We start from the raw sequence: 20762 nt of genomic DNA, 5'->3' as shown, positions 1-20762 counted from the left end.
GGACGGGAGGGCCCGGCGTCGCTAGTCCGCCTTGCCGCGGATCGCGGCGCGGGCCCGCTCCTTGGTGATCGCGGCGACGGCGGTCAGCGGGATACCCGCCGGGCAGACGTCGGCGCACTCACCGTAGAGGGAGCAGGGACCGAAAGTACCCTCCGCCTCGTCGACCATGTTCTTCGCCCGGCGGCCACGCTCCTGACGCCCCAGCGGCGACAGGGTCATGTGCACCAGCTTGGCGCCGGTGAACAGGTGGGACGCGCCGTTCGGGCAGGCGGCCACACAGGCACCGCAGCCGATGCAGGCTGCGTGGTCGAGGGCCAGCTCGGCGTCCTCGTGGTTGACCAGCAGGCTGTCGGCGTCCGGGGCGGTGCCGGCGGCCATGGACACGAAGCCGCCCTTCTCCATGACGCGGTCCAGTGCGGACCGGTCGACAACCATGTCCTTGATCACCGGGTACGCCGCGGAGCGCAGCGGCTCGAGCTTGATGCTGTCACCGTCGTTGAAGCTGTACAGGCGCTGCTGGCAGGCCGGCTTGTTCTTGTCCGGACCGTGCGGGCGGCCGTTGACCGTCAGGCCACAGGTGCCGCAGATACCCTCACGGCAGTCGGACGCGAAAGCGAAGGGCTCCTTGCCGGCCTCGACGTACGTCGAGTTGACGTGGTCCAGGAGCTCGAGGATGGACATTTCCTGTTCGGCATCGGGGACCTCCACGGTCTCGAAGTGGCCCTCCGAGGTGTGGTCCGCCTGACGCCAGATCTCAAGATGCAGTTTCATTACTTGTAGTTCCTTGTCATCAGCGGGATGCGGTCGAAGTACAGCGGCTCCGAGTGACGCGTGAAGGTCTCCGGCTTCTCGCCCGGCTCCCAGGCGGAGACGAAGCACCATTCGTCGTCGTTACGCTCGGCTTCGCCGTCGTCGTCGAGGTGATCCTCGCGGTAGTGCGCGCCACAGGACTCGTCACGGTCGAGGGCGTCGACGCACATGAGCTCGCCGAGATCCAGGTAGTCGGCGACGCGGATGGCGTTCTCGAGCTGCTGGTTCATCTCGTCCTTGCCGCCGGGCACGAAGACGTTCTCCCAGAAGTCGGCGCGGACCTTCCGGATCTCGTCGATGCCGGACTGCATGCCCTCGACGGTGCGGGCCACACCACAGCAGCGGTAGAGGATCTCACCGAGCTGACGGTGGTAGTACTCCGCGCCATGCGGGTTGGGACCACGGATGTTGAGGATCTTCTCGATGCGGTCCTCGGTGCGCTTGAGCGCAGCCTGGGCCGCCTCGGAGTCCGCCTCCGGGGCCTCCTGACCCAGCAGCGGGGCGAGGTAGTTCGGGACGGTGAAGGGCAGGGTGAACCAGCCCTCGACGGAGGACGACAGCAGTGAGTTCGCGCCCAGACGGTTGGCGCCGTGGTACATCCAGGATGACTCGCCGGAGCAGAAGAGGCCCGGGATCGAGGTCATCTCGTGGAAGTCCGTCCACAGCCCGCCCATGGTGTAGTGGCAGGTCGGGGCGATGCGCATCGGCTCCTTGTAGGCGTCGTCGCCGATGGCCTCCTCGTACATCTGGATGAGGTTGGAGTAGCGCTCACGGATCGTGTCCTCGCCCAGCTTCGCGATGGCGTGGGTGAGGTCCAGGTACACCGAGTTCTTCTTCGGGCCGACACCGTACCCGGCGTTGATCTGCTGCGCGTTCGCACGGGAGGCGATGTCGCGCGGGACCAGGTTGCCGAAGGCGGGGTACCGGCGCTCGAGGAAGTAGTCGCGCTCGTCCTCGGGGATGTCGTTGGGGTGACGCTCGTCGCCCTTGGTGGTGGGCGTCCAGATGCGACCGTCGTTACGCAACGACTCCGACATCAGGATGGTCTTGGACTGCCAGTCCGAGTTGACCGGCAGGCCGGTCGGGTGGAACTGCACGAAGGACGGGGACGCCATGTAGGCACCCTGCTCGTAGGCCCGCATGATCGCGCTGGCGTTGGAGTTCTTGGCCAGCGTGGACATGTGGTACACGTTGCCGTACCCGCCGGTGGCCAGCACGGTGGCGTGACCGGTGTGGGTCGACAGCTCACCGGTGATGATGTTGCGGGTGACGATGCCCTTGCACACGCCGTCCTCGACGATGATGTCCTGGACGTCGGAGTGGGTGAAGATCTCCACGTTGCCGGCACCGATCTGACGATACAGCGCTGAGGTCGTGGCCAGCTGCAGCTGCTGACCGGTCTGGCCTCGGGTGTAGTAGGTCCGGGAGACCTGCACACCACCGAAGGAACGGGTGGCCAGGGTTCCGCCGTACTCGCGGGAGAACGGGGCACCGATGGCGTTCATGTGGTCGATGACCTTGCCGGACTCCATGGCCAGACGCCAGCAGTCGTTCTCACGGCACCGGTAGTCGCCGCCCTTGACGGTGTCCTTGGTGTGGTTGTAGGTCGAGTCGTTGTCCAGCTTCTTCGACCGCGACGAGTTCACGCCACCCTGTGCGGCGATGGAGTGCGCACGGCGGGGGCTGTCGTGGTAGGTGAAGACCTTGACGTCGTAACCGAGCTCACCGAGTGCGGCGGCGGCGGCGCCACCGGCCAGGCCGGTGCCGACGATCAGGATGCGGAACTTCGCACGGTTCAGCGGCGAGACGAGCTTGAAGTGCTCCTTGTCGAACTGCCACTGGTGCTGCTGACCGACCTCGTGGGGGGCGTTGTCGCCGATGACCTTACCGACGGACACGCCGTCGACCTTGGACTTCGGGGCGGCGAAGGCCTGCAGAGCCTCGTCGTAGTTGAAGTCCTCGGTCTGGTTGTGCGGGTGGGGCTTGCTGATTGCCATAGTCTCTTCTCTCTTCCTAGGTCCCTTTTGTTCGCTGACGTCCGGGACTAATCCACCACGCCGAACATCACCATCAGCGGGATGGAGATGTTGCCGATCATGACGACCGCGGGCAGCAGGTAGGCGATCCACAGCATGACCTGACGCGTCCGGTGACCGGTGATACCGAGGTCGGAGGATGCGGTCCAGATACCGTGGCTCAGGTGCAGGAAGAGAACGACCATGCACAGGATGTAGAAGATCGCGACAACCGGGCGCTCGAAGGAGGCCACCAGGTTGGCGTACACCTCACCGTGCTCGAACGCGGTCGCTGCCGCCGGTTCCGCACCGATGGTCAGGTCCAGGATGTGGAAGATGATGAACAGCAGCAGGATGATGCCGGTCTCCAGCATGGAGCCGGCGGTGAAGGTGTTCCACCCCTTCACCTTGGCCGTGCGCCGGAACCGGCCACGGGACTCGCGGGACCGCTTCTTCAGGGCGAAAGCGCACCACACGTGCAGGATCAGCGAAGCGAGCAGGACCACGCGGGCGATCCACAGGAAGCCCTCGTGCGGGACGAGCGGCTCACCGATGCTCCGCAGGAAGCCTGCGTACTCGTTGAAGTGGTCGGCACCTGTGTAGACCTTCAGGTTTCCGACCATGTGGACGAGGACGTAGAGGGCGAAGATGATGCCAGTCACGGCCATCGTCAGCTTCATCGCCCAGGAGGGGAAGCCCGGCTTCTCCCTCAACGGTTTGATGGAAATTTTCCCGTGCTCGATTGCAGCGGGATCGTCGTATTTAACAGTCATGGCACCTCCAGTGTCATAGACACTGTACGACCCTGAGAGTGGCAAGTACCAACCGACCCCCGCCGCCGTGAAGAAGATCACACCCGTCCGGCAGGTCCGCCCACCATGTCCCGGGTATCAGCCGCTGATCAGCCCCCGGGCCCGCGCTTCCGCCACCGCTGCCGTCCGGTTCCCGACCCCCAACTTCTGATAAATATGTATCAGATGAGTTTTCACGGTGGCCGGTGAGATCACGAAGTGCTCCGCGAGTTCCCGGTTGCCGGCCCCGGTCGCGAGCCGCGCCAGGATCTCGGTCTCCCGGCGCGAGAGCGCGTCCCCGGCGTGTCCTGCCCGGCCGACGTACTCGGCCAGTGTGGCCGCGACGGCCGGGGGCAGTGTCCGACGTCCCCGCGCACTGTCGAGCACCGCCCGGTGCAGGACGTCCTCCGGGGCATCCTTGAGCAGGTAGCCGACCGCACCGGCCGACAGGGCGTCGGTGATGTGGTGGCCGGTGTCGTAGGTCGTCAGCACCAGCACCGGTGGCCCGCCCGCCGCGGTGTTGTCGCGGGTGGCTGCGATCCCGTCCACTCCCGGCATCTGGATGTCCATGACCAGGACATCGGCGCCGACCTCCACCGCACGGTATGCATCGGCACCGTCGGCACCCTCGGCGACGACGGTCACGTCATCGAAGCTGTCGAGGATGGCGCGCAGCCCGGCGCGGACGACAGGGTGGTCGTCGATGAGCATCACCCGCACGGTCACCGCTGTGCCCCCCGAGGCAGGCCGAGCCTCACCGACACACACGTGCCGCTGCCGGTGAGGACGTCAAAGTCACCACCGACCTCCGACACACGCAGCCGCATCCCCGTCAGCCCGTAGCCGTCGCCGGACGGGCGGGTGACCTCGGCGAGGTCGATGCCCCGGCCGTCGTCGTCGACGTCCAGCACCAGGACCCCGTCCTCGACCGCGAGCCGCACATGGACCACCCGCGCATCGGCGTGCTTGACGACGTTGGTCAACGACTCCTTCACCACGTGGACCAGGGCGTCCTGCACGGCAGCAGGCAGGACGTGCTCCTCCACCTCGTCGCCGACGGTCAACTCGATGTCCAGGCCGTCACCGAGCGCCCGTTGTGTGGCGACGACGTCATCCACGACACGGCGCAACGCGTCCTCCACCGGCTCCACCGGCGTATCCGGCAGCCCCGTGGCCAGGTCCCGGATCAGTGTACGGGCTTCGGTGAGGTTGTCCCCGGCGGTCCTCTCGATCAACGCGAGCTGATTCACCGCGTCGTCCTCACGCCGCTGTCTCACCGCCGTCGTCGCCGCCCGCGACAACAGAACGACCGCGTTGAACCCCTGGGCGAGCGTGTCGTGGATGTCACGTGAGATCCGCTCCCGCTCTTCCAGGCGTCCGGCGTTCTTCTCGGTGGCCAGGAGACGGTCCCTGGTCCGACGCAGTTCGTCGGCTGTCGCACGCTGACGTTCCGCTTCCGCGGTGAGTGCCCGGTAGGTCCAGTACGCCCCTGCAGCGAACACGACGCCGACCCCGGGACCGACCACCGCAGCCACTCCCCCACCCTGACCGGTCACCGGGGGAACGAAGGCCCCCACCGCCCAGGCCAGGAGCAGGACGCCGACATGGACAGCACCGAACGTCATACCCACCCGGTGTCCGTGGATGTCAAGGACCGCGAGAATGAGGAAAGTCAGCGGGAACAGGAGCCACACCGCGTGATGGCTCAACGCCGTCGCGGCCGTCCACAGCACCAGTAACGCCAACAGCCACCACAGCGCCGCCGGCCACAGGTCACGGGCCGCCCGACCATCGGCGACACGCTTCTCGACGACGGTGCCGGCCAGGTACACCCCGGCGAGGAGGGTGATCGCCCCGGCCGCTGCCACGCCGCGGGAGGAGGCCGCGTCCCCGGTCACGTCCACCATCACACGCACCAGAGCGAACCCCGCCAACGCGGCGAAGACCACATGCAGGGCGATGCGCAGGGTGTCGAGGATCCGGGGCAGGGACGAATGCGGATTCACGACCCCCGAGCCTAGGCGCGCTGCAGGGCTCCGGCATCGACCGATCGGTTGATCCGGAAATAAGGTCTCCGGTCGATGTCCGGGGACACCGGACGGGGCGAGGATGACATCACATCATCCACCCGACCATCGCAGGAGGACGCCCATGTACCTGGGCCTCAGAGACATCGTCGCGGCCAAGGGTCGCTTCACACTGATCACCTCAGTCGTCGCCCTGATCACGCTGCTACTGGTCATGCTCACCGGGTTGACCGGTGGCCTCGCCGACCAGAACACCTCCGCCCTGAAAGCCCTGGGACCGGACCGCTACATCTTCTCCTCCGACGGGGACCTGTCCTTCACGTCGTCGTCGGTCACCGCGCAGGACGGGCGGGCCTGGCAGGACGCCGCCGGACCGGACGCGGAGATCATTCCGCTGGGTATCGCGGCGACCCGACTCGACGTCGACGGGACCGCCGAGGCAGTCACCCTGATGGGCCTGCCTGCCGGAACCCCGGTCCCCGGCGGCCAGGTCCCCGACCACGGACTACTGTTCCCCGGGAGCCTCGGCGGGACCGCGGAGACCGAGTACATGAACCACCAGGCGGTGGTCTGGGCCGACCTGGACACCTGGAAGGACAGGACCGGGGCGTCCTCCCCCACCGTGCTCATGGCCACCGCCGACCTCAGCGACGACGAGTGGGACGCCGCCGGAGACTCCACCGGTACCGTGGCCACCACCGTCGGGGACTCCTTCACCGCCCTCCCCGCCTACCAGTCCGAACGCGGCTCCCTGCTGGCGATCCAGGGACTGCTGTACGGGATCTCCGCGCTTGTCGTCGTGGCGTTCCTCAGCGTGTGGACGGTCCAGCGCACCCGCGACATCGCCGTACTCCGCGCGCTTGGCGCCTCGCGGCGCTATGTCGTCGGCGACGCTCTCGGTCAGGCGGCGGTGATCCTCGCGGCCGGCGTGCTTCTCGGTGCCGGGACCGGGACGGTCCTGGGGCTGCTCGCCGTCGGCACCGTACCCTTCGCCTCCACAGCCGCGACCTTTCTGCTGCCACCGCTCGGCGTGGTACTGCTCGGCCTGCTCGGTTCCCTGGTCGCCATGCGCCGCGTATCCACCGTTGACCCCCACCTCGCACTAGGAGCTTCAGCATGACTCTCACGACAGGCCACACGATCCTGTCCCTGAACGACGTGTCCGTGACGTACCCGGACGGCGACCGCACAGTCGCCGCCCTGGACCACGTCCACTTCTCCGCCCACGCCGGCGAACTGACCGCCGTCGTCGGGGAATCCGGGTCCGGCAAGTCCACCCTGCTGTCGGTCGCCGCCGGGCTGTCGGTCCCCGACACCGGTGCAGTGGACGTCCACGGCTCCACCGGCATGGTCTTCCAGTCGGCGAACCTGCTCCCTGCCCTGACCGTGCGCGAACAACTGCTGGTCACCGACCGTATCCGCGGCACCCGGATCACCAGGGATCGACGTCGGCACGCCGACAGCCTCCTGACGCGCGTCGGCCTGGAGGGGTTCGGTGACCGCCGGATCCACCAGCTGTCCGGCGGCCAGCGACAGCGGGTGAACATCGCCCGGGCACTGACCGGTGATCCGTCGCTGCTCCTGGCCGACGAACCGACCTCGGCCCTGGACCACGCCCTGTCACACCGGATCGTGGAGCTGCTGCGGGACCTCACCACCGAGCGTGGCCTGGCCTCCGTCCTGGTAACCCATGACCGCAGCCTGCTCGATCACGCCGACCACGTGGTGGAGATGCGCGACGGGCAGCTGGTGTCGTGACCGGAGTAGCCTCGATGGCCGACACCGACGACCGTCAGCCACCGGCACAGAGGGAACCGCGATGAGACCACTACGCTACGCCGTCAACGTCACCCTCGACGGCTGCTGCCACCACGAGGAGGGCCTGCCGCCGGACACGGAGTCGATGGACTTCTGGACCACCGAGATCCAGCGCGCCGACGCCCTGCTCTACGGTCGGGTGGTCTACGAGATGATGGAGTCCGCATGGCGGCGGACGGTGGATGGCCCGACTGGATGGAGGACTGGGAGATCCCCTTCGCCGAGACCATCGACCGGGCGACGAAGTACGTTGTGTCGACCACGTTGCGCAGTGTCGACTGGAACGCCGAACTGGTACGGGGAACGCTGCGTGACGAGGTGCTACGGCTCAAGGGGCAGCCGGGCGACGGGCTGCTCACCGGCGGGGTGACGTTACCGCGCGCACTGGCGGACCTGGGGCTCATCGACGAGTACGTGTTCGTCGTGCATCCGGTTCTCGCCGGGCGTGGTCCGACCCTGATGTCGGGGCTGCACGACAGCACGGAACTCGAACTGGTGGACCGCCGGACGTTCCGTTCGGGAGCCGTCGCGCACCGCTTCCGGCCCGTTACTCCGCCCGCAGCAGCGTCTCCCCGGACACGGTGACCGGCTCGGCGCTGACCATCGTCTCCTCCCCGCACACGGTGATCGGTCCGACGACCTCCGGGGAATCGTCGGCGGTCCGCAGGGTCACCGAACCGTCGGCGACGGACACCCGCACGGTCCGGCCATGCAGGGTGACCGAGTACTCCAGGCCACCCCACTCCTCCGGCACACATGGATCGATGGTGAACTGCCCGTAGTGGTCGCGGAAGCCGCCGAAACCGTAGACCAGGCAGCTCCACACCCCGCCGCAGGACGCGATGTGCACACCGTCGGCGGTGTTGCCGTGCAGGTTGTTGAGGTCGATGAACAGTCCGCGGTGGAAGAAGTCCAGCGCCTTGTCGTGCATCCCCAGTTCCGCGGCCATGATCGACTGCACCACCGCGGACAGCGAGGAGTCACCGGTGGTCAGCCGGTCGTAGTAGTTGTAGTCGCGCTTCTTGGTCTCGGCGTCGAACTGCGAGCCCTGGAGGAACAGCGCCAACACCACGTCGGCCTGCTTGAGGATCTGGTACCGGTAGATCGTCAGCGGGTGGTAGTGCAGCAGCAGCGGACGCTTCGGCCCGACCTCGGGGTCGTCGAGGGTCCACAGCTGGCGCTGCATGAACTGGTCGTCCTGCGGGTTGACCCTGGTCGACTCATTGAAGGGGATGTACATTGCGTCGGCGGCCTTGTCCCACAGGTCGAGTTCATCCTCGCTGAGGCCGGTGCGCCGCATCATGTCGCGGTAGGCGCCGGGCCGGTCGGACTTCATCTGCCGGACGACTTCCGCGGCCACCCGCAGGTTGTACTGCGCCATGACGTTTGTGTACAGGTTGTTGTTCACCACGGTGGTGTACTCGTCGGGCCCGGTGACCGAGTGGATCTCGAAGCGGGTGCCCGAGGAGTTGAAGAACCCGAGGGACATGAAGAACCGGGCGGTGCCGACGAGGATGTGGATGCCCTCGTCCAGCAGGAAGTCGGTGTCGCCGCTGGCGTAGATGTACTTCATCAGGGCGTAGCTGACGTCGGCGTCGATGTGGTACTGCGCGGTCCCGGCGGCGTAGTAGGCGCTGGACTCGTGACCGTTGATGGTGCGCCACGGGAACAGGACGCCGTCGTGCGACAGTTCGAGGGCACGCTCACGGGCGGCGGGCAGCATCTTGTAGCGGAAGCGCATCGCGTTCCGCGCGAACCCGGGGTTGGTGTAGGTCAGGAACGGCATCACGTAGATCTCCGTGTCCCAGAAGTAGTGTCCGCCGTAACCGGAGCCGGTGAGCCCCTTGGCCGGAACGCCCTGGGTCTCGGCACGGGCGGACGCCTGGATCAGCTGGAAGATGTTCCACCGCACGGCCTGCTGGAGTTCGGGACGGCCCGGGATCCGCACGTCGGAGCGGTCCCAGAAGTCCGCCAGCCAGTCCTTCTGGTGCTGCTGCAGGGCACGGAACCCGACGGCCTTGGCCCGGTTGATGGTGCGTGCACAGCGGAACGCCAGTTCGTCCGCCGCGACATGCCGTGACGAGTGGTAGGAGATGAACTTCTCGAGACGCAGCTTCATGCCGGTGCGTCCGGCCATGTGGTAGACCACCCGGGCGACGTCCTCACGCAGTTCGGTGTGCACCTCCACCCCGTCGACGGGATGGTCGCCGTGCTCGTCGGCTCCGGTGAGCTCCATCCGGTGGTCCATGCTCACCGCGACGGTCATCCCCGAATGGTTGACACGGTAGCCGAGGGTGACCCGCTCGTCCTCCGGTTGTGCCTGGTAGGTGGGGATGAACACGCGTTCCTTGAACTGCTCGGCCTTGCGCGGGTCGGCCCCGTCCCCCACCCCGACCGGGCCGTCGGCGGTGGTACCGGTGTGGTCGATGACGGTGGAGTACTCGTCCTCACCGTCCTGCCGGTTGAGGATCTGCGAGGAGACGACCACGGCGGCGGGCGCGTCGAGCAGCTCGATCTCGGTACTGGTGACCATGAGGTGGCGTTCGTTGAAGCTCACCATGCGCTCGTTGGTGATGCGCACGCGCTTGCCGGACGGGGTGCGCCAGATGAAGCTGCGGCGCAGGACACCGTCGCGGAAGTCGATGCCGCGGGAGTAGTCCTCGACCTCGTTCTGGGACAGGCGCAGCGGCTCGTCGTCGACGTAGATGCGCACGGTCTTGGCGTCGGGCACCTGGACGATGGCCTGACCCTCACGGGCGAGTCCGTAGGCGTCCTCGGCGTGGGAGATCGGCCAGGTCTCGTGGACGCCGTTGATGAAGGTGCCGTGGGCGTGCGAGTCCCGTCCTTCCGGCGGGGTGCCGCGGACGCCGAGGTAGCCGTTGCTCAGCGCGAAGTGACTCTCCGTGAGCCCCAGGGACGTGCGTTCGGGCCGTTTCTCGTACCAGCCCCACTCGTCGACCGGGTTGTTCTGCCGGTCGATGCCCTCGGTCGGGTCGGTGTCGTGGTGGTGCTGGTCGGCACGGTACCCCAAGGGGAACAGCCCGTCTTCGTCGGCGGCGGCGGAGGCCATGTCCGCGGCGTCGATCGGCCGGTTGACCACGGAGGCCACCCGTCGACGTTGGTCGAGGAAGTTCTCCAGGGCGGTGTGGCGGCTTCCGTTCGTTCCGCTGCCGTCGGTCGCGTCATTTCCGCTCATCGTGCGTTGTCTCCGGATTCGTCGGTGGTCAGGTCAGCAAGGTCGGCGAGGTCGGTGACGACAGCGTCCGCCCCCGCCTCGAGCAGTGCGTCACGCCCGGCACCACGGTCGACGCCCACGACGAGACCGAAGTCGCCGGCGCGTCCGGAGGCGACCCCGGAGATGGCGTCCTCGACGACGACGGCGCGGGACGGGTCGACGCCGAGGGTCTGCGCGGCGTAGAGGTAGGTGTCGGGGGCCGGCTTACCGGGGAGGCCCTCCGCGGCGGCGACGGCGCCGTCGACGATGAGCTCGAACCGGTCGATCAGTCCGGCGGCGGTGAGCACCTGCCGGGCATTCTTCGACGAACTGACGATGGCAGTCCGGGGAGCGCCGGGTACCGTGAGCTCGTCCAGCAGCACCACGGATCCCGGGTAGGCGTCTATCCCCTGCTCGAGGACCCGAAGGAAGTCCCGGTTCTTGCGCAGCCCGAGCCCGAGGACGGTGTCGTCGGCGGCGGTGGCGGTGGCCGGGTCGCCGTGGGGCAGGTCGATCCCGCGGGCGGTCAGGAGGCTCTGCACCCCCTCCTCGCGTGACCGTCCGTCGAGATGGTCGTAGTAGTCCTGTTCGGTGTAGGGCGCGGCATCCCGGTGGGCGAGGAAGTCGGTGAACATGGCCGCCCAGGCGGCGCGGTGCAGGTCCGCGGTGGGGGTGATGACGCCGTCGAGGTCGAACAGGACGGCGTCGAAGGTTCTCAGGTCTGTCATCCCGGGCGGGCTCCTCGGTGTGGGGGTCGTGTCAGGGGGCCAATGATAGTGCGCCGGGCGGGCGTCTGCTGTGCACGACCGGCGCCGGACGCAGCAACCCCGGAGGTCGGCGGAACCGACCTCCGGGGTTGCCGGGTGATGCGGGTACCGCTTACGCGATGCCGTTCTTCTCCTTGAACTCGCGGCGACGCGCGTGCAGGATCGGCTCGGTGTAGCCGGCCGGGGACTCGGTGCCCTTGAAGACCAGGTCCTTGGCTGCCTGGAAGGCCACGGAGGCGTCGAAGTCGTCGGACATGTTGCGGTACTCCGGGTCACCGGCGTTCTGGCCGTCGACGATCTTGGCCATGCGCTTCAACGCGTCCTCGACCTGCTCGGCGGTGACCACGCCGTGCTTGAGCCAGTTGGCCAGGATCTGGGAGTTGATGCGCAGGGTCGCGCGGTCCTCCATCAGGTCGATGTCGTGGATGTCGGGCACCTTGGAGCAGCCGACACCCTGCTCGACCCAGCGGACCACGTAGCCCAGCAGCGACTGGCAGTCATTGTCGATCTCCTCCTTGATCTGCTCCTCGCTCCAGCCTGCCTCGGGCTGCACCGGCAGGGTCAGGATGTCTCCGAGGGTGTCACGGCGGCCGTCGGTGAGCAGCTTCTCCTGGACGGCGAAGACGTCGACGAGGTGGTAGTGGGTGGCGTGCAGGCTCGCACCGGTCGGGGACGGGACCCACGCAGTCGTCGCACCTTCCTTCGGCTGGCCGATCTTCTCCTTGATCATGTCGGCCATCAGCTCGGTCTTGGCCCACATGCCCTTGCCGATCTGTGCCTTACCGGGCAGCCCGTGGGCCAGGCCGGCGTCGACGTTGTTGTCCTCGTAGGCGAGCTTCCAGGCGGCGGTCTGCAGCTCCGGCTTCCGAACCACCGGACCGGCGAGCATGGAAGTGTGGATCTCGTCGCCGGTGCGGTCGAGGAAGCCGGTGTTGATGAACGCCAGACGCTCGGCGGACGCGGCGATGCAGGCGTCGAGGTTGGCGGTGGTGCGGCGCTCCTCGTCCATGACACCGACCTTGAGGGTGTTGCGCGGCAGACCGAAGAGGTCCTCGACGTCGGAGAACAGCTCGCCGGTGAAGGCGACCTCGTCCGGGCCGTGCTGCTTGGGCTTCACGATGTAGATCGAACCGGTGCGGGAGTTGCGGCGCGGGTTGTCCAGGTCGGTGCCGGGGATGGCGCAGGCGGTGGTGATGACCGCGTCCATGATGCCCTCGAAGATCTCCTCGCCGTCGGCGTCGAGGATGGCGGGGTTCTGCATCAGGTGGCCGACGTTGCGGACGAACAGCAGGGAGCGGCCGTGCAGGCGCAGTTCCTCGCCGTCGCGTCCGGTGTAGGTGCGGTCGTCGTTGAGCTCGCGGGTGAAGGTCTTGTCGCCCTTGGAGACCTCGATGTTGAGCTCACCGGTGTTCAGGCCGAACCAGTTGGAGTAGCCGAGGGTCTTGTCGGTGGCGTCGACGGCGGCGACGGAGTCCTCGAAGTCCATGATGGTGGAGACGGCGGACTCCATGAGGATGTCCTTGACCCCGGCCTTGTCGTCGGCACCGACGGGGTGGGACGGGTCGATCTGGATCTCGAGGTAGAGGCCGTTGTGGCGCAGCAGCACGCCCGACGGGTCGTTCTTCTCACCGGCGTAGCCCGCGTAGACCTCGGGCTCCTGCAGGTGGACGTCCTTGCCGTCGATGACGGCGACGAAGCGGTCGGAGGAGACGTCGTACTTCTCGACGTCGGCGTGGGAACCGGACTCCAGCGGCACGGCCTGGTCGAGGAAGTCGCGTCCCCAGGCGATGACCTTGTCGCCGCGGACCTTGTTGTAGCCCTTGCCCTTCTCGGCGCCGTTGTCTTCGGGGATGACGTCGGTGCCGTAGAGGGCGTCGTAGAGCGACCCCCAGCGGGCGTTCGCGGCGTTCAGGGCGAAGCGGGCGTTGAGGATCGGGACGACGAGCTGGGGGCCGGCGGTCTCGGAGATCTCGGTGTCGACGTTCTGCGTCGTGATCTCGAAGTCACCGGGCTCGTCGACCAGGTAGCCGATTTCCTTGAGGAAGGCGGTGTACTCCTCGGCGTCCTGCGTGCCGGGGTGCTCGGTGTACCACTGGTCGAGCTTGGACTGCAGGTCGTCGCGGACGGCGAGGAGCTCGCGGTTGCGCGGCGTGTGCGTGGCGACGATCTCGCCGAATCCAGCCCAGAACGTCTCCGCGTCGACGCCGATGCGGGGCAGAACCGTGTCGGTCACGAAGTTGTAGAGGGTCGCGGAGACCTGGAGGCCTCCGGCGGTGACTCGTTCCGTCTGCTGGGACTGTGACGTCATTGACTGCTCCTTCGTAAATGGGACTCGCATGACGGACGTCGGCGGGACGCCCGTCGGTGTACGACCAGACTAGGTGAGCCAGGTCACCGACGACGAGCAACTGTGGGTACCAGTAGATACATCACCCCCACAGGTGGGAATATTCGGAGACTGTTCCGTGGCTCCATGATCGCTATAAAGGCATACCTTACGTGACGAGGATCGCACGTAACCCCTGCAAGTGGGCCGTTGTGTCCACATAGTGAGAAGTTTTGTCCCGCATATAGAGAACAGGGGTGAACCGTTTTTGGCGCTACCCCCGGTGTTACCTGGAACACCCAAACCCTTTGACGTGCCCTTTTCCATCGGTATTCTCGTAGCCAGCCGACCCGGAGAGAACGTGAGCCGGGTAGAGCGCCGTTACCGCCAACCTCTCACCACTTAAAGGGAGTGACTACTTACATGTCGAACGTCGGACAGGCACGTACCGCCGCCGAAATCCAGAAGGACTGGGACGAGAACCCCCGCTGGTCGGGTATCACCCGCGATTACACCGCCGAGCAGGTCGCCGAGCTCCAGGGCACCGTCGTCGAGGAGCACACCCTCGCACGCCGCGGCTCCGAGATCCTGTGGGACGCCGTGACCCAGGAGGGCGACGGCTACATCAACGCCCTCGGTGCCCTCACCGGTAACCAGGCTGTCCAGCAGGTCCGCGCCGGACTGAAGGCTGTCTACCTCTCCGGCTGGCAGGTCGCCGGTGACGCGAACCTCTCCGGTCACACCTACCCCGACCAGTCCCTGTACCCGGCCAACTCCGTGCCGGCCGTGGTCTCCCGCATCAACAACGCCCTGCTGCGTGCCGACGAGATCTCCCGCGTCGAGGGTGACGACTCCATCGACAACTGGCTCGTCCCGATCGTCGCCGACGGTGAGGCCGGCTTCGGTGGCGCCCTGAACGTCTACGAGCTGCAGAAGGCCATGATCAAGGCCGGTGCCGCCGGTACCCACTGGGAGGACCAGCTCGCGTCGGAGAAGAAGTGCGGCCACCTCGGCGGCAAGGTTCTGATCCCCACCCAGCAGCACGTCCGTACCCTGAACTCCGCTCGCCTGGCAGCGGACGTCGCCAACACCCCGACCGTCGTCATCGCCCGTACCGATGCCGAGGCCGCCACCCTGATGACCTCCGACGTCGACGAGCGCGACGCGAAGTTCCTCACCGGTGAGCGCTCCGCCGAGGGTTACTACTACGTCCAGAACGGCCTCGAGCCCTGCATCGCCCGTGCGAAGTCCTACGCTCCGTACGCCGACATGATCTGGATGGAGACCGGCACCCCGGACCTCGAGCTCGCCAAGAAGTTCGCCGAGGGCGTCCGCTCCGAGTTCCCGGACCAGCTGCTGAGCTACAACTGCTCCCCGTCCTTCAAGTGGTCCGCCCACCTGGACGACGACGAGATCGCCAAGTTCCAGAACGAGCTCGGCGCGATGGGCTTCAAGTTCCAGTTCATCACCCTGGCCGGCTTCCACGCCCTGAACTACTCCATGTTCGATCTGGCCCACGGCTACGCCCGCAACCAGATGAGCGCCTTCGTCGACCTGCAGAACCGCGAGTTCAAGGCCGCCGAGGAGCGTGGCTTCACCGCCGTCAAGCACCAGCGTGAGGTCGGCGCCGGTTACTTCGACCGGGTCGCCACCACCGTGGACCCCAACTCCTCCACCACCGCCCTGAAGGGCTCCACCGAGGAGACCCAGTTCTAGGACCCGCCGGGGCTCCCCGCCCCACCGGTTCCTGACTGAGGATCAGACCGGCCGGTCAGCAGTGATGCTGACCGGCCGGTCTTCGTCTGCGTCCGCACCACTTGCCCCTCTGCGCCCGGCCCGTCGGATGCACAGGCACAGCACCACCCCGAGTCCGCACAGGGCGGCGGCGCTGAACCACGCCCCGTCGTAGCTCCCCGTGCTGTCACGGATCACCCCGGCGCCGGCTGCCGCGATCCCGGCGCCGAGCTGGTGGCTGGCGAAGACCCAGCCGAACACCACCGGGCCGGCCTGTCCGAAGTGCTCCCGGCACAGGGCCATCGTCGGCGGCACCGTCGCCACCCAGTCAAGCCCGTAGAAAATGATGAACGCCCACAACGGCGGCTCCACCACCGGGCCCATCAGCATCGGCAGCAGCACCAGGGACAGTCCACGCAGTCCGTAGTAGGCGACCAAGAGAATGCGGGGGTCGATCCGGTCGGTCAGCCACCCGGAGGCCAGCGTGCCGAGGATGTCGAAGATCCCGACCACCGCGAGCAGACTGGCCGCGGTGGTGGCGGGCATGCCGTGGTCGTGCGCGGACGGCACGAAGTGGGTGCCGACCAGCCCGACGGTGGTCGCACCGCAGACAGCGAACGTCCCGGCCAACAGCCAGAACTCCCGGCGCCGGGCCGCGAACCGCAGGCTCCCCAGGGCCGTCATCGCCGGACGTTCCGGAGCTCCGCCGACGTCCTGCGTCTGCCCGTAACTCACGAGGCCGACGTCCTGCGGCCGGTCCTTGAGCACCAGGAACACCACCGGCGCCGCCAACACGGCTGCGGCGGCGATCACCAGGGACGCCGCCTGCCAGCTGTGGCGTCCCGCCAGATGCGCCAGCAGCGGGAGAAAGACGAGCTGCCCGGTGGAGCTGGCTGCGGTGAGGATGCCGGAGACCAGGCCTCGTCGTTGCGTGAACCAGCGGCCTGCGACCAGGGCGGCGAAGGGCATGGACACCGCCCCGGTCCCCGCCCCGATAAGGAACCCCCAGAGTATCCACAGCTGCCAAGGTTCACTGACGAACACGGACAGCGCGCTCCCGGTACCGACCACACCCAGCGCGACTGCTGCGACCCGGTGGACACCGAACCGTTCCATCAGCGAGGTGGCGAAGGGCGAGAAGAGTCCGAAGAGCAGGAGGTTGAGCGACACCGCACCGCTGATCGTGCCGTGAGACCAGCCGAACTCGCTGTGCAGCGGGTCCATGAGGACGCCGGGCGCGGAACGGAAACCCGCCGCAGCGAGCAGTGCGGCGAAGGCCACCAGGACGGTGACGGGGTACCAGGCGGAGCGTTGCGTCATGAGCGTCATGGACTCAGTCTGCCGTTGACGGTCTCCGCTGACTATTGGCAGGAGTGACAATATGTGCAAGTATTCTGCCATGACGTCCACCCATCATGTCGTGGTCCTGCTACTGCCTCCGGTCATCGGGTTCGACGCCACGATCCCCCCGCTCGTGTTCGGCACTGCCCGCAACGCCGCCGGGGAGAAGCTCTACCGGGTGTCCGTGTGTTCGGCGGATCCGGGTCCGGCCGAGTGCGCCGACGGGTTTGCGCTGGCCTGCGGTGCAGAGCTCGAGGCGCTGGAGACCGCAGACACGGTCGTCGTCCCGGGGACTCTGCGTCGCAGTCTGCGTCGGGAGGGGGTCCTGGACCCGGCTGCCCGCGCGGCCTTCGAGCGCATTCCGGACGATGCCCGAGTGGTGTCCTTGTGCACGGGTGCCTTCGGCCTGGCCGCGGCAGGGCTGCTGGACGGACTACGGGCGACGACGCACTGGCAGACCGCGGCACAGTTCCGTCGTCTCTACCCGCTGGTGCGGTTGGACGAGACCGCGTTGTTCTTCGACGAGGGCCGGGTGCTGACCTCGGCGGGCCTGTCCGCCGGGTTGGACCTGTGTCTCCATGTGGTGGGCGCTGACGCGGGGTGGCGGGTGGCCAATGAGGTCGCGCGTCACTGTGTGACTCCACCGCACCGGGACGGCGACCAGTCCCAGTTCATCAGCTGGCCGTCTCCGTCGCAGGGTGGTGCCGGCACGACGGCGACGCAGCACTGGGCGTTGGAGAGACTGGACCGGCGTCTGACCGTGGGCCAGCTCGCCGGGCATGCGCGGATGAGTACGCGGACGTTCGCCCGTCGCTTCGCCGAGGAGACGGGCCTCTCCCCTGCCCGGTGGCTGGCCCGGGAGCGGGTGCGCCGGTGTCAGGAGCTGCTGGAGTCCACCGACCTGACGGTCGACACGATTGCGCAGAGTGTCGGTTTCGGGACGGGGGCGACCTTACGGGCCCGCCTCCGGGCGGAGGCGGGGACGACACCGAGCGACTACCGCCGCCGTTTCACCAGCGCTTGACGGTGATGCCACGACCCCCGGAATCCCCACCACGGAAGCCCCCATTTATGGGGGCTCATCATTGTTTCTCACCGCAAAGTAGCATGAGGTGACGACAGCACCGCTATCCTCGCCCCGAGCACCCGACACCGACCACACCCGGGCCCCTGCCAGGTCACCACGGCGCGACATCACGATCCGGAAGGACCCGGGCACATGAAGATCGGACGACCCGCGACAGCCCTCTGCGCTGCAATGATCGCAGCAGCGACCACACTGTCGACCCCGCTCGCTGCCGCAGCCGATGACAGGATCAGCCTCGTCGGCACACTCTCCACGGAACCCATGAATGTCACTGGTTTCACGTATGACGCCGGGGAGGTTGTCGAATGGACGCTCGTCTTTCCCGTGTCACACATGAACTTCGGCGTGCACAACTTCAGCTACACACTTGACTGGTCGGACAATATCCGCATGTGCCCCCTACCGCCCGGCGGCGCGTCGATACCCCACGTGGCGACGCTCTTGGACGAGGCCGGCGGCTCCGGAACGAGCGTAAGCCACGGGGGTCTCTTCAGCGACGGCGCAAAACCGTCTACAGGCGAGTTCGTGTTCGCGACGGACGGATTCTCCACAGAACAACTCTTCTCGATCAGACTGGTGTTCTGCACCGATGATTCTTCGGTCGATCCCCGCCCTGACCAGTACCAACTGAAGTTCACCTACGAGGTCACACACCCCCTCAGAGGTGACGAGGTAGCCAAAGGTCACGAAGAGGGTTCGCTGGCAGTCCCCGGCGGGGATGACGGCAACGGTGACGGTGACACCGATCCGGTCGGCTCGCCCGGGATCCTCGGCTCCCTCACATCAGGTTCACTCTGAGATTCCGGCCGACCTACCGGCGCTTCCGGTCGCGGAAACGCGTCGGGGGTTTGTCCTCGTACAGGCCCGTGATCTGACGGCGGACGTGCTCTCGTCGGTTGTACGTGGCCTCGCGGATCGCCTCGTCGTTGTCGAAGCTCGAGCCGATCGCCCCGGCCATCGTGCCCAACGACGCAGTCAGCCAGGCCAACTTCGCGTAGCCCCAGGGGAAAGGTTCGTCGTTGACCTGCGCGCGGAAGTAGTTCGTGTCCACGATGACCATCGACAACACCAGCAGGACCAGGAAGACGGTGGTGTATATCAACGCGGCGGCGATCAGGACCGTCACGAGTGTTGCACTGTTGTCCATGCGGGCACGCCACTGCGCCACACTGTCGGATTCGCGTCCGGGCCACCGGTTCCAGAGACCGTTGTGGTAGATCAGCCAGAACGTCAGGGCACCCACCGCCACGATGCTGATCACGAACATGCGCAGGAACGAGATGGTGTGCGACATCTGCCACATCGACCCATAGAAGATCCCGTACGCGCCGGTGGCGATACCGATGGCGAGGCAACCGGTGAGCACCCTGTAGAGCTCGATCGGCCGGTTTCCGGCGACCATTCCGAGCAGGAGACGGAACGACCGGCCCCAACCGTCGATGACCCGGGTGGTGTCCGCCTCGGAGTCACCGCCCTCGATATCGGTGGAGTCGGAGATCTCCTCGAGGACGCCTGCCCCGGCGGGCTTCCTGCGCAGCAGCCGGCTGAGTTCCTGACGCAAACCCTCCTGCGCCCGCAGGAATCCGAATGCCGGCAGGCACAGCATGGTGACCCGCCCACGGTACACGGTCTGGCTGATGACCGGTCGCCGGGTCGTCAGTGGCAGGTCGGTCACGTAGATCATGCGGTGCCAACCGTGGCTGTCGAGGATGCCCGCCGCATTGTCGGACAGGCGGACGCTGCCGTCGAGCCCCATGGGCAGCGTGCTGGTGCGGATCTCCACCCGCGGCAGGCCGAGAGCCTCCAGGTCGTCGTCACTGAGATCCGTTTCGTCGGGATGCACCCCGAGTTTCTCGAGGACCTTTCGGACGCGTTTCTCCGGAAGCCCCCGGTCGACCATGACGCCGACGGTGATGATGTCCGAGGTTCCGCCCATGACCAGATCGTCTCTCCTGCTTCCGTACGTCCGAGGTGATGGCGTGAATCGTACCTGCGCAGGGGCTCCGCCGGAAAGACGGTCCGCTGTCGCCTCAGCTCCCCACCGGCGGATGTCCGGATCCGATGGAGACCCGGTTGTAGGCGTTGATCAGGATGATCGCCCACTGAAGGGCGCTGAGCTGGGCTTCGTCGAACTCACGACCGGCGTCGACGACGGCCTGTTCCACCGTGGTACGCCCGGTCCCCGGTTGCGGCTCGGTCAGCGCCTCGGCAAGTTCCAGCGCTGCGCGCTGGGATGCGGTGAACACTCCGGAGTTGTCCTGCCGCCAGCTCGGCAGCAGGTCGATGAGCAACTGGTCGACACCGGCCTCACGGGCGGTGGGAATGTGCACGCTCAGGCACGTCGGACAGCCGTTGATCTGCGACACCCGGACGTTGACCAGTTCCACCAGCGCCACCGGGAGGCCCACGTCGGCGTAGCTCTTACGCGCAGCGCGTACGGTCCCGTTCAAGGCACGGTAGATGTCGGGGTGGATCTTGTCGATGTACGGTCGCCGGGTCATCGGTCACCGCCTGTGGTGTGCGCCCTGACCGCGGCCAGGTCACGGCCCTCAGGCATGCGTAGTTGCCCGTCCCAGTGATGCTTCTCCGTCCACGAACGCACGTACGGGCACACCGGAACGACGGTCCTCCCCTGCGACCGGGTGTCTGCCAGGGCTTCGTCGACAAGGATGCCGGCGAGCCCACGGCCTGCGTAGTCGTCACCGACGGTGGTGTGGAAGAAGATGCGGTCGCCTGCCCCGCCGTTGTCGTTGCCGTCGTTGCCGTCGTTGCCGTCGTTGCCGTCGTTGCCGTCGTTGCCGTCGTTGCCGTCGTTGCCGTCGTTGCCGTCGT

Annotated in this window: 18 protein-coding genes; 6 read left to right on the top strand and 12 right to left on the bottom strand. The window is 67.1% G+C overall.

From position 1 onward, the window contains the following. Positions 1–21: 21 nt before the first annotated feature. The 5 genes from PQI66_RS06250 to PQI66_RS06230 form a co-directional block, all read right to left on the bottom strand. The gene (locus PQI66_RS06250) at positions 22–771 is read right to left on the bottom strand and encodes a succinate dehydrogenase/fumarate reductase iron-sulfur subunit (RefSeq protein ID WP_339996848.1); all 750 of its coding nucleotides are present in this window, start codon (positions 769–771) and stop codon (positions 22–24) included. Next, positions 771–2807 (bottom strand): fumarate reductase/succinate dehydrogenase flavoprotein subunit, encoded by a 2037-nt coding sequence (locus PQI66_RS06245; RefSeq protein ID WP_339996847.1) that lies wholly within the window; start codon positions 2805–2807, stop codon positions 771–773. The genes PQI66_RS06250 and PQI66_RS06245 overlap by 1 nt, the downstream gene beginning before the upstream one ends. 47 nt (positions 2808–2854) lie before the next feature. Beyond that, complete coding sequence (locus tag PQI66_RS06240; protein WP_339996845.1) at positions 2855–3598, bottom strand: succinate dehydrogenase cytochrome b subunit; 744 nt, start codon at positions 3596–3598, stop codon at positions 2855–2857. Between the two features lie 117 nt (positions 3599–3715). Then, complete coding sequence (locus PQI66_RS06235; protein WP_339996844.1) at positions 3716–4327, bottom strand: response regulator transcription factor; 612 nt, start codon at positions 4325–4327, stop codon at positions 3716–3718. Between the two features lie 11 nt (positions 4328–4338). Then, positions 4339–5622: a sensor histidine kinase gene (locus PQI66_RS06230; RefSeq protein WP_339996843.1), complete on the bottom strand. Its 1284-nt coding sequence runs from the start codon at positions 5620–5622 to the stop codon at positions 4339–4341. 145 nt (positions 5623–5767) lie between these two features. On the opposite strand from PQI66_RS06230, the gene PQI66_RS06225 reads away from it, so the two are divergent. From PQI66_RS06225 to PQI66_RS06215, 3 genes are all read left to right on the top strand, one after another. Further along, positions 5768–6763, top strand: coding sequence for an ABC transporter permease (locus PQI66_RS06225; protein WP_339996841.1), 996 nt, complete (start codon positions 5768–5770; stop codon positions 6761–6763). Continuing rightward, positions 6760–7401, top strand: a complete 642-nt coding sequence (locus PQI66_RS06220) for an ABC transporter ATP-binding protein (protein WP_339996840.1) — start codon at positions 6760–6762, stop codon at positions 7399–7401. The genes PQI66_RS06225 and PQI66_RS06220 overlap by 4 nt, the downstream gene beginning before the upstream one ends. A gap of 225 nt (positions 7402–7626) precedes the next feature. Then, on the top strand, positions 7627–8046 hold the full coding sequence (locus PQI66_RS06215) for a dihydrofolate reductase family protein (protein WP_445228009.1): 420 nt from the start codon (positions 7627–7629) through the stop codon (positions 8044–8046). Here the strand turns inward: PQI66_RS06215 and PQI66_RS06210 are convergent. From PQI66_RS06210 to PQI66_RS06200, 3 genes are all read right to left on the bottom strand, one after another. Beyond that, positions 8009–10657: a glycoside hydrolase family 65 protein gene (locus PQI66_RS06210; protein ID WP_445228008.1), complete on the bottom strand. Its 2649-nt coding sequence runs from the start codon at positions 10655–10657 to the stop codon at positions 8009–8011. The genes PQI66_RS06215 and PQI66_RS06210 overlap by 38 nt on opposite strands. Beyond that, positions 10654–11403 (bottom strand): HAD family hydrolase, encoded by a 750-nt coding sequence (locus tag PQI66_RS06205; RefSeq protein WP_339996839.1) that lies wholly within the window; start codon positions 11401–11403, stop codon positions 10654–10656. Before PQI66_RS06205 ends, PQI66_RS06210 begins: the two co-directional genes overlap by 4 nt. 151 nt (positions 11404–11554) lie before the next feature. Continuing rightward, positions 11555–13750, bottom strand: coding sequence for a malate synthase G (locus tag PQI66_RS06200; RefSeq protein WP_339996838.1), 2196 nt, complete (start codon positions 13748–13750; stop codon positions 11555–11557). Between the two features lie 441 nt (positions 13751–14191). Between PQI66_RS06200 and aceA the strand changes: the two genes are divergently transcribed. Continuing rightward, the gene (aceA, locus tag PQI66_RS06195) at positions 14192–15484 is read left to right on the top strand and encodes an isocitrate lyase (protein ID WP_339996837.1); all 1293 of its coding nucleotides are present in this window, start codon (positions 14192–14194) and stop codon (positions 15482–15484) included. Between the two features lie 42 nt (positions 15485–15526). On the opposite strand, the gene PQI66_RS06190 is transcribed toward aceA, so the two are convergent. Further along, on the bottom strand, positions 15527–16831 hold the full coding sequence (locus PQI66_RS06190) for an MFS transporter (RefSeq protein WP_339996836.1): 1305 nt from the start codon (positions 16829–16831) through the stop codon (positions 15527–15529). Between the two features lie 70 nt (positions 16832–16901). Between PQI66_RS06190 and PQI66_RS06185 the strand changes: the two genes are divergently transcribed. Then, positions 16902–17867, top strand: a complete 966-nt coding sequence (locus PQI66_RS06185) for a GlxA family transcriptional regulator (RefSeq protein WP_339996835.1) — start codon at positions 16902–16904, stop codon at positions 17865–17867. Positions 17868–18062: 195 nt separating this feature from the next. Further along, on the top strand, positions 18063–18728 hold the full coding sequence (locus PQI66_RS06180; protein WP_339996834.1) for a hypothetical protein: 666 nt from the start codon (positions 18063–18065) through the stop codon (positions 18726–18728). A gap of 13 nt (positions 18729–18741) precedes the next feature. On the opposite strand, the gene PQI66_RS06175 is transcribed toward PQI66_RS06180, so the two are convergent. From PQI66_RS06175 to PQI66_RS06165, 3 genes are all read right to left on the bottom strand, one after another. Next, complete coding sequence (locus tag PQI66_RS06175; RefSeq protein WP_339996833.1) at positions 18742–19866, bottom strand: hypothetical protein; 1125 nt, start codon at positions 19864–19866, stop codon at positions 18742–18744. 94 nt (positions 19867–19960) lie between these two features. Beyond that, positions 19961–20431 (bottom strand): carboxymuconolactone decarboxylase family protein, encoded by a 471-nt coding sequence (locus tag PQI66_RS06170; protein ID WP_339996832.1) that lies wholly within the window; start codon positions 20429–20431, stop codon positions 19961–19963. After that, positions 20428–20762 (bottom strand): GNAT family N-acetyltransferase (locus PQI66_RS06165; protein ID WP_339996830.1); only part of this gene is annotated, 335 nt, incomplete at its 5' end. The genes PQI66_RS06170 and PQI66_RS06165, both read right to left, overlap by 4 nt.

It is taken from the genome of Corynebacterium sp. USCH3 (assembly GCF_037619475.1).
In the GTDB taxonomy this organism is placed as follows: Bacteria; Actinomycetota; Actinomycetes; order Mycobacteriales; family Mycobacteriaceae; genus Corynebacterium.
This window is presented reverse-complemented; position numbering and strand designations above follow the sequence as displayed.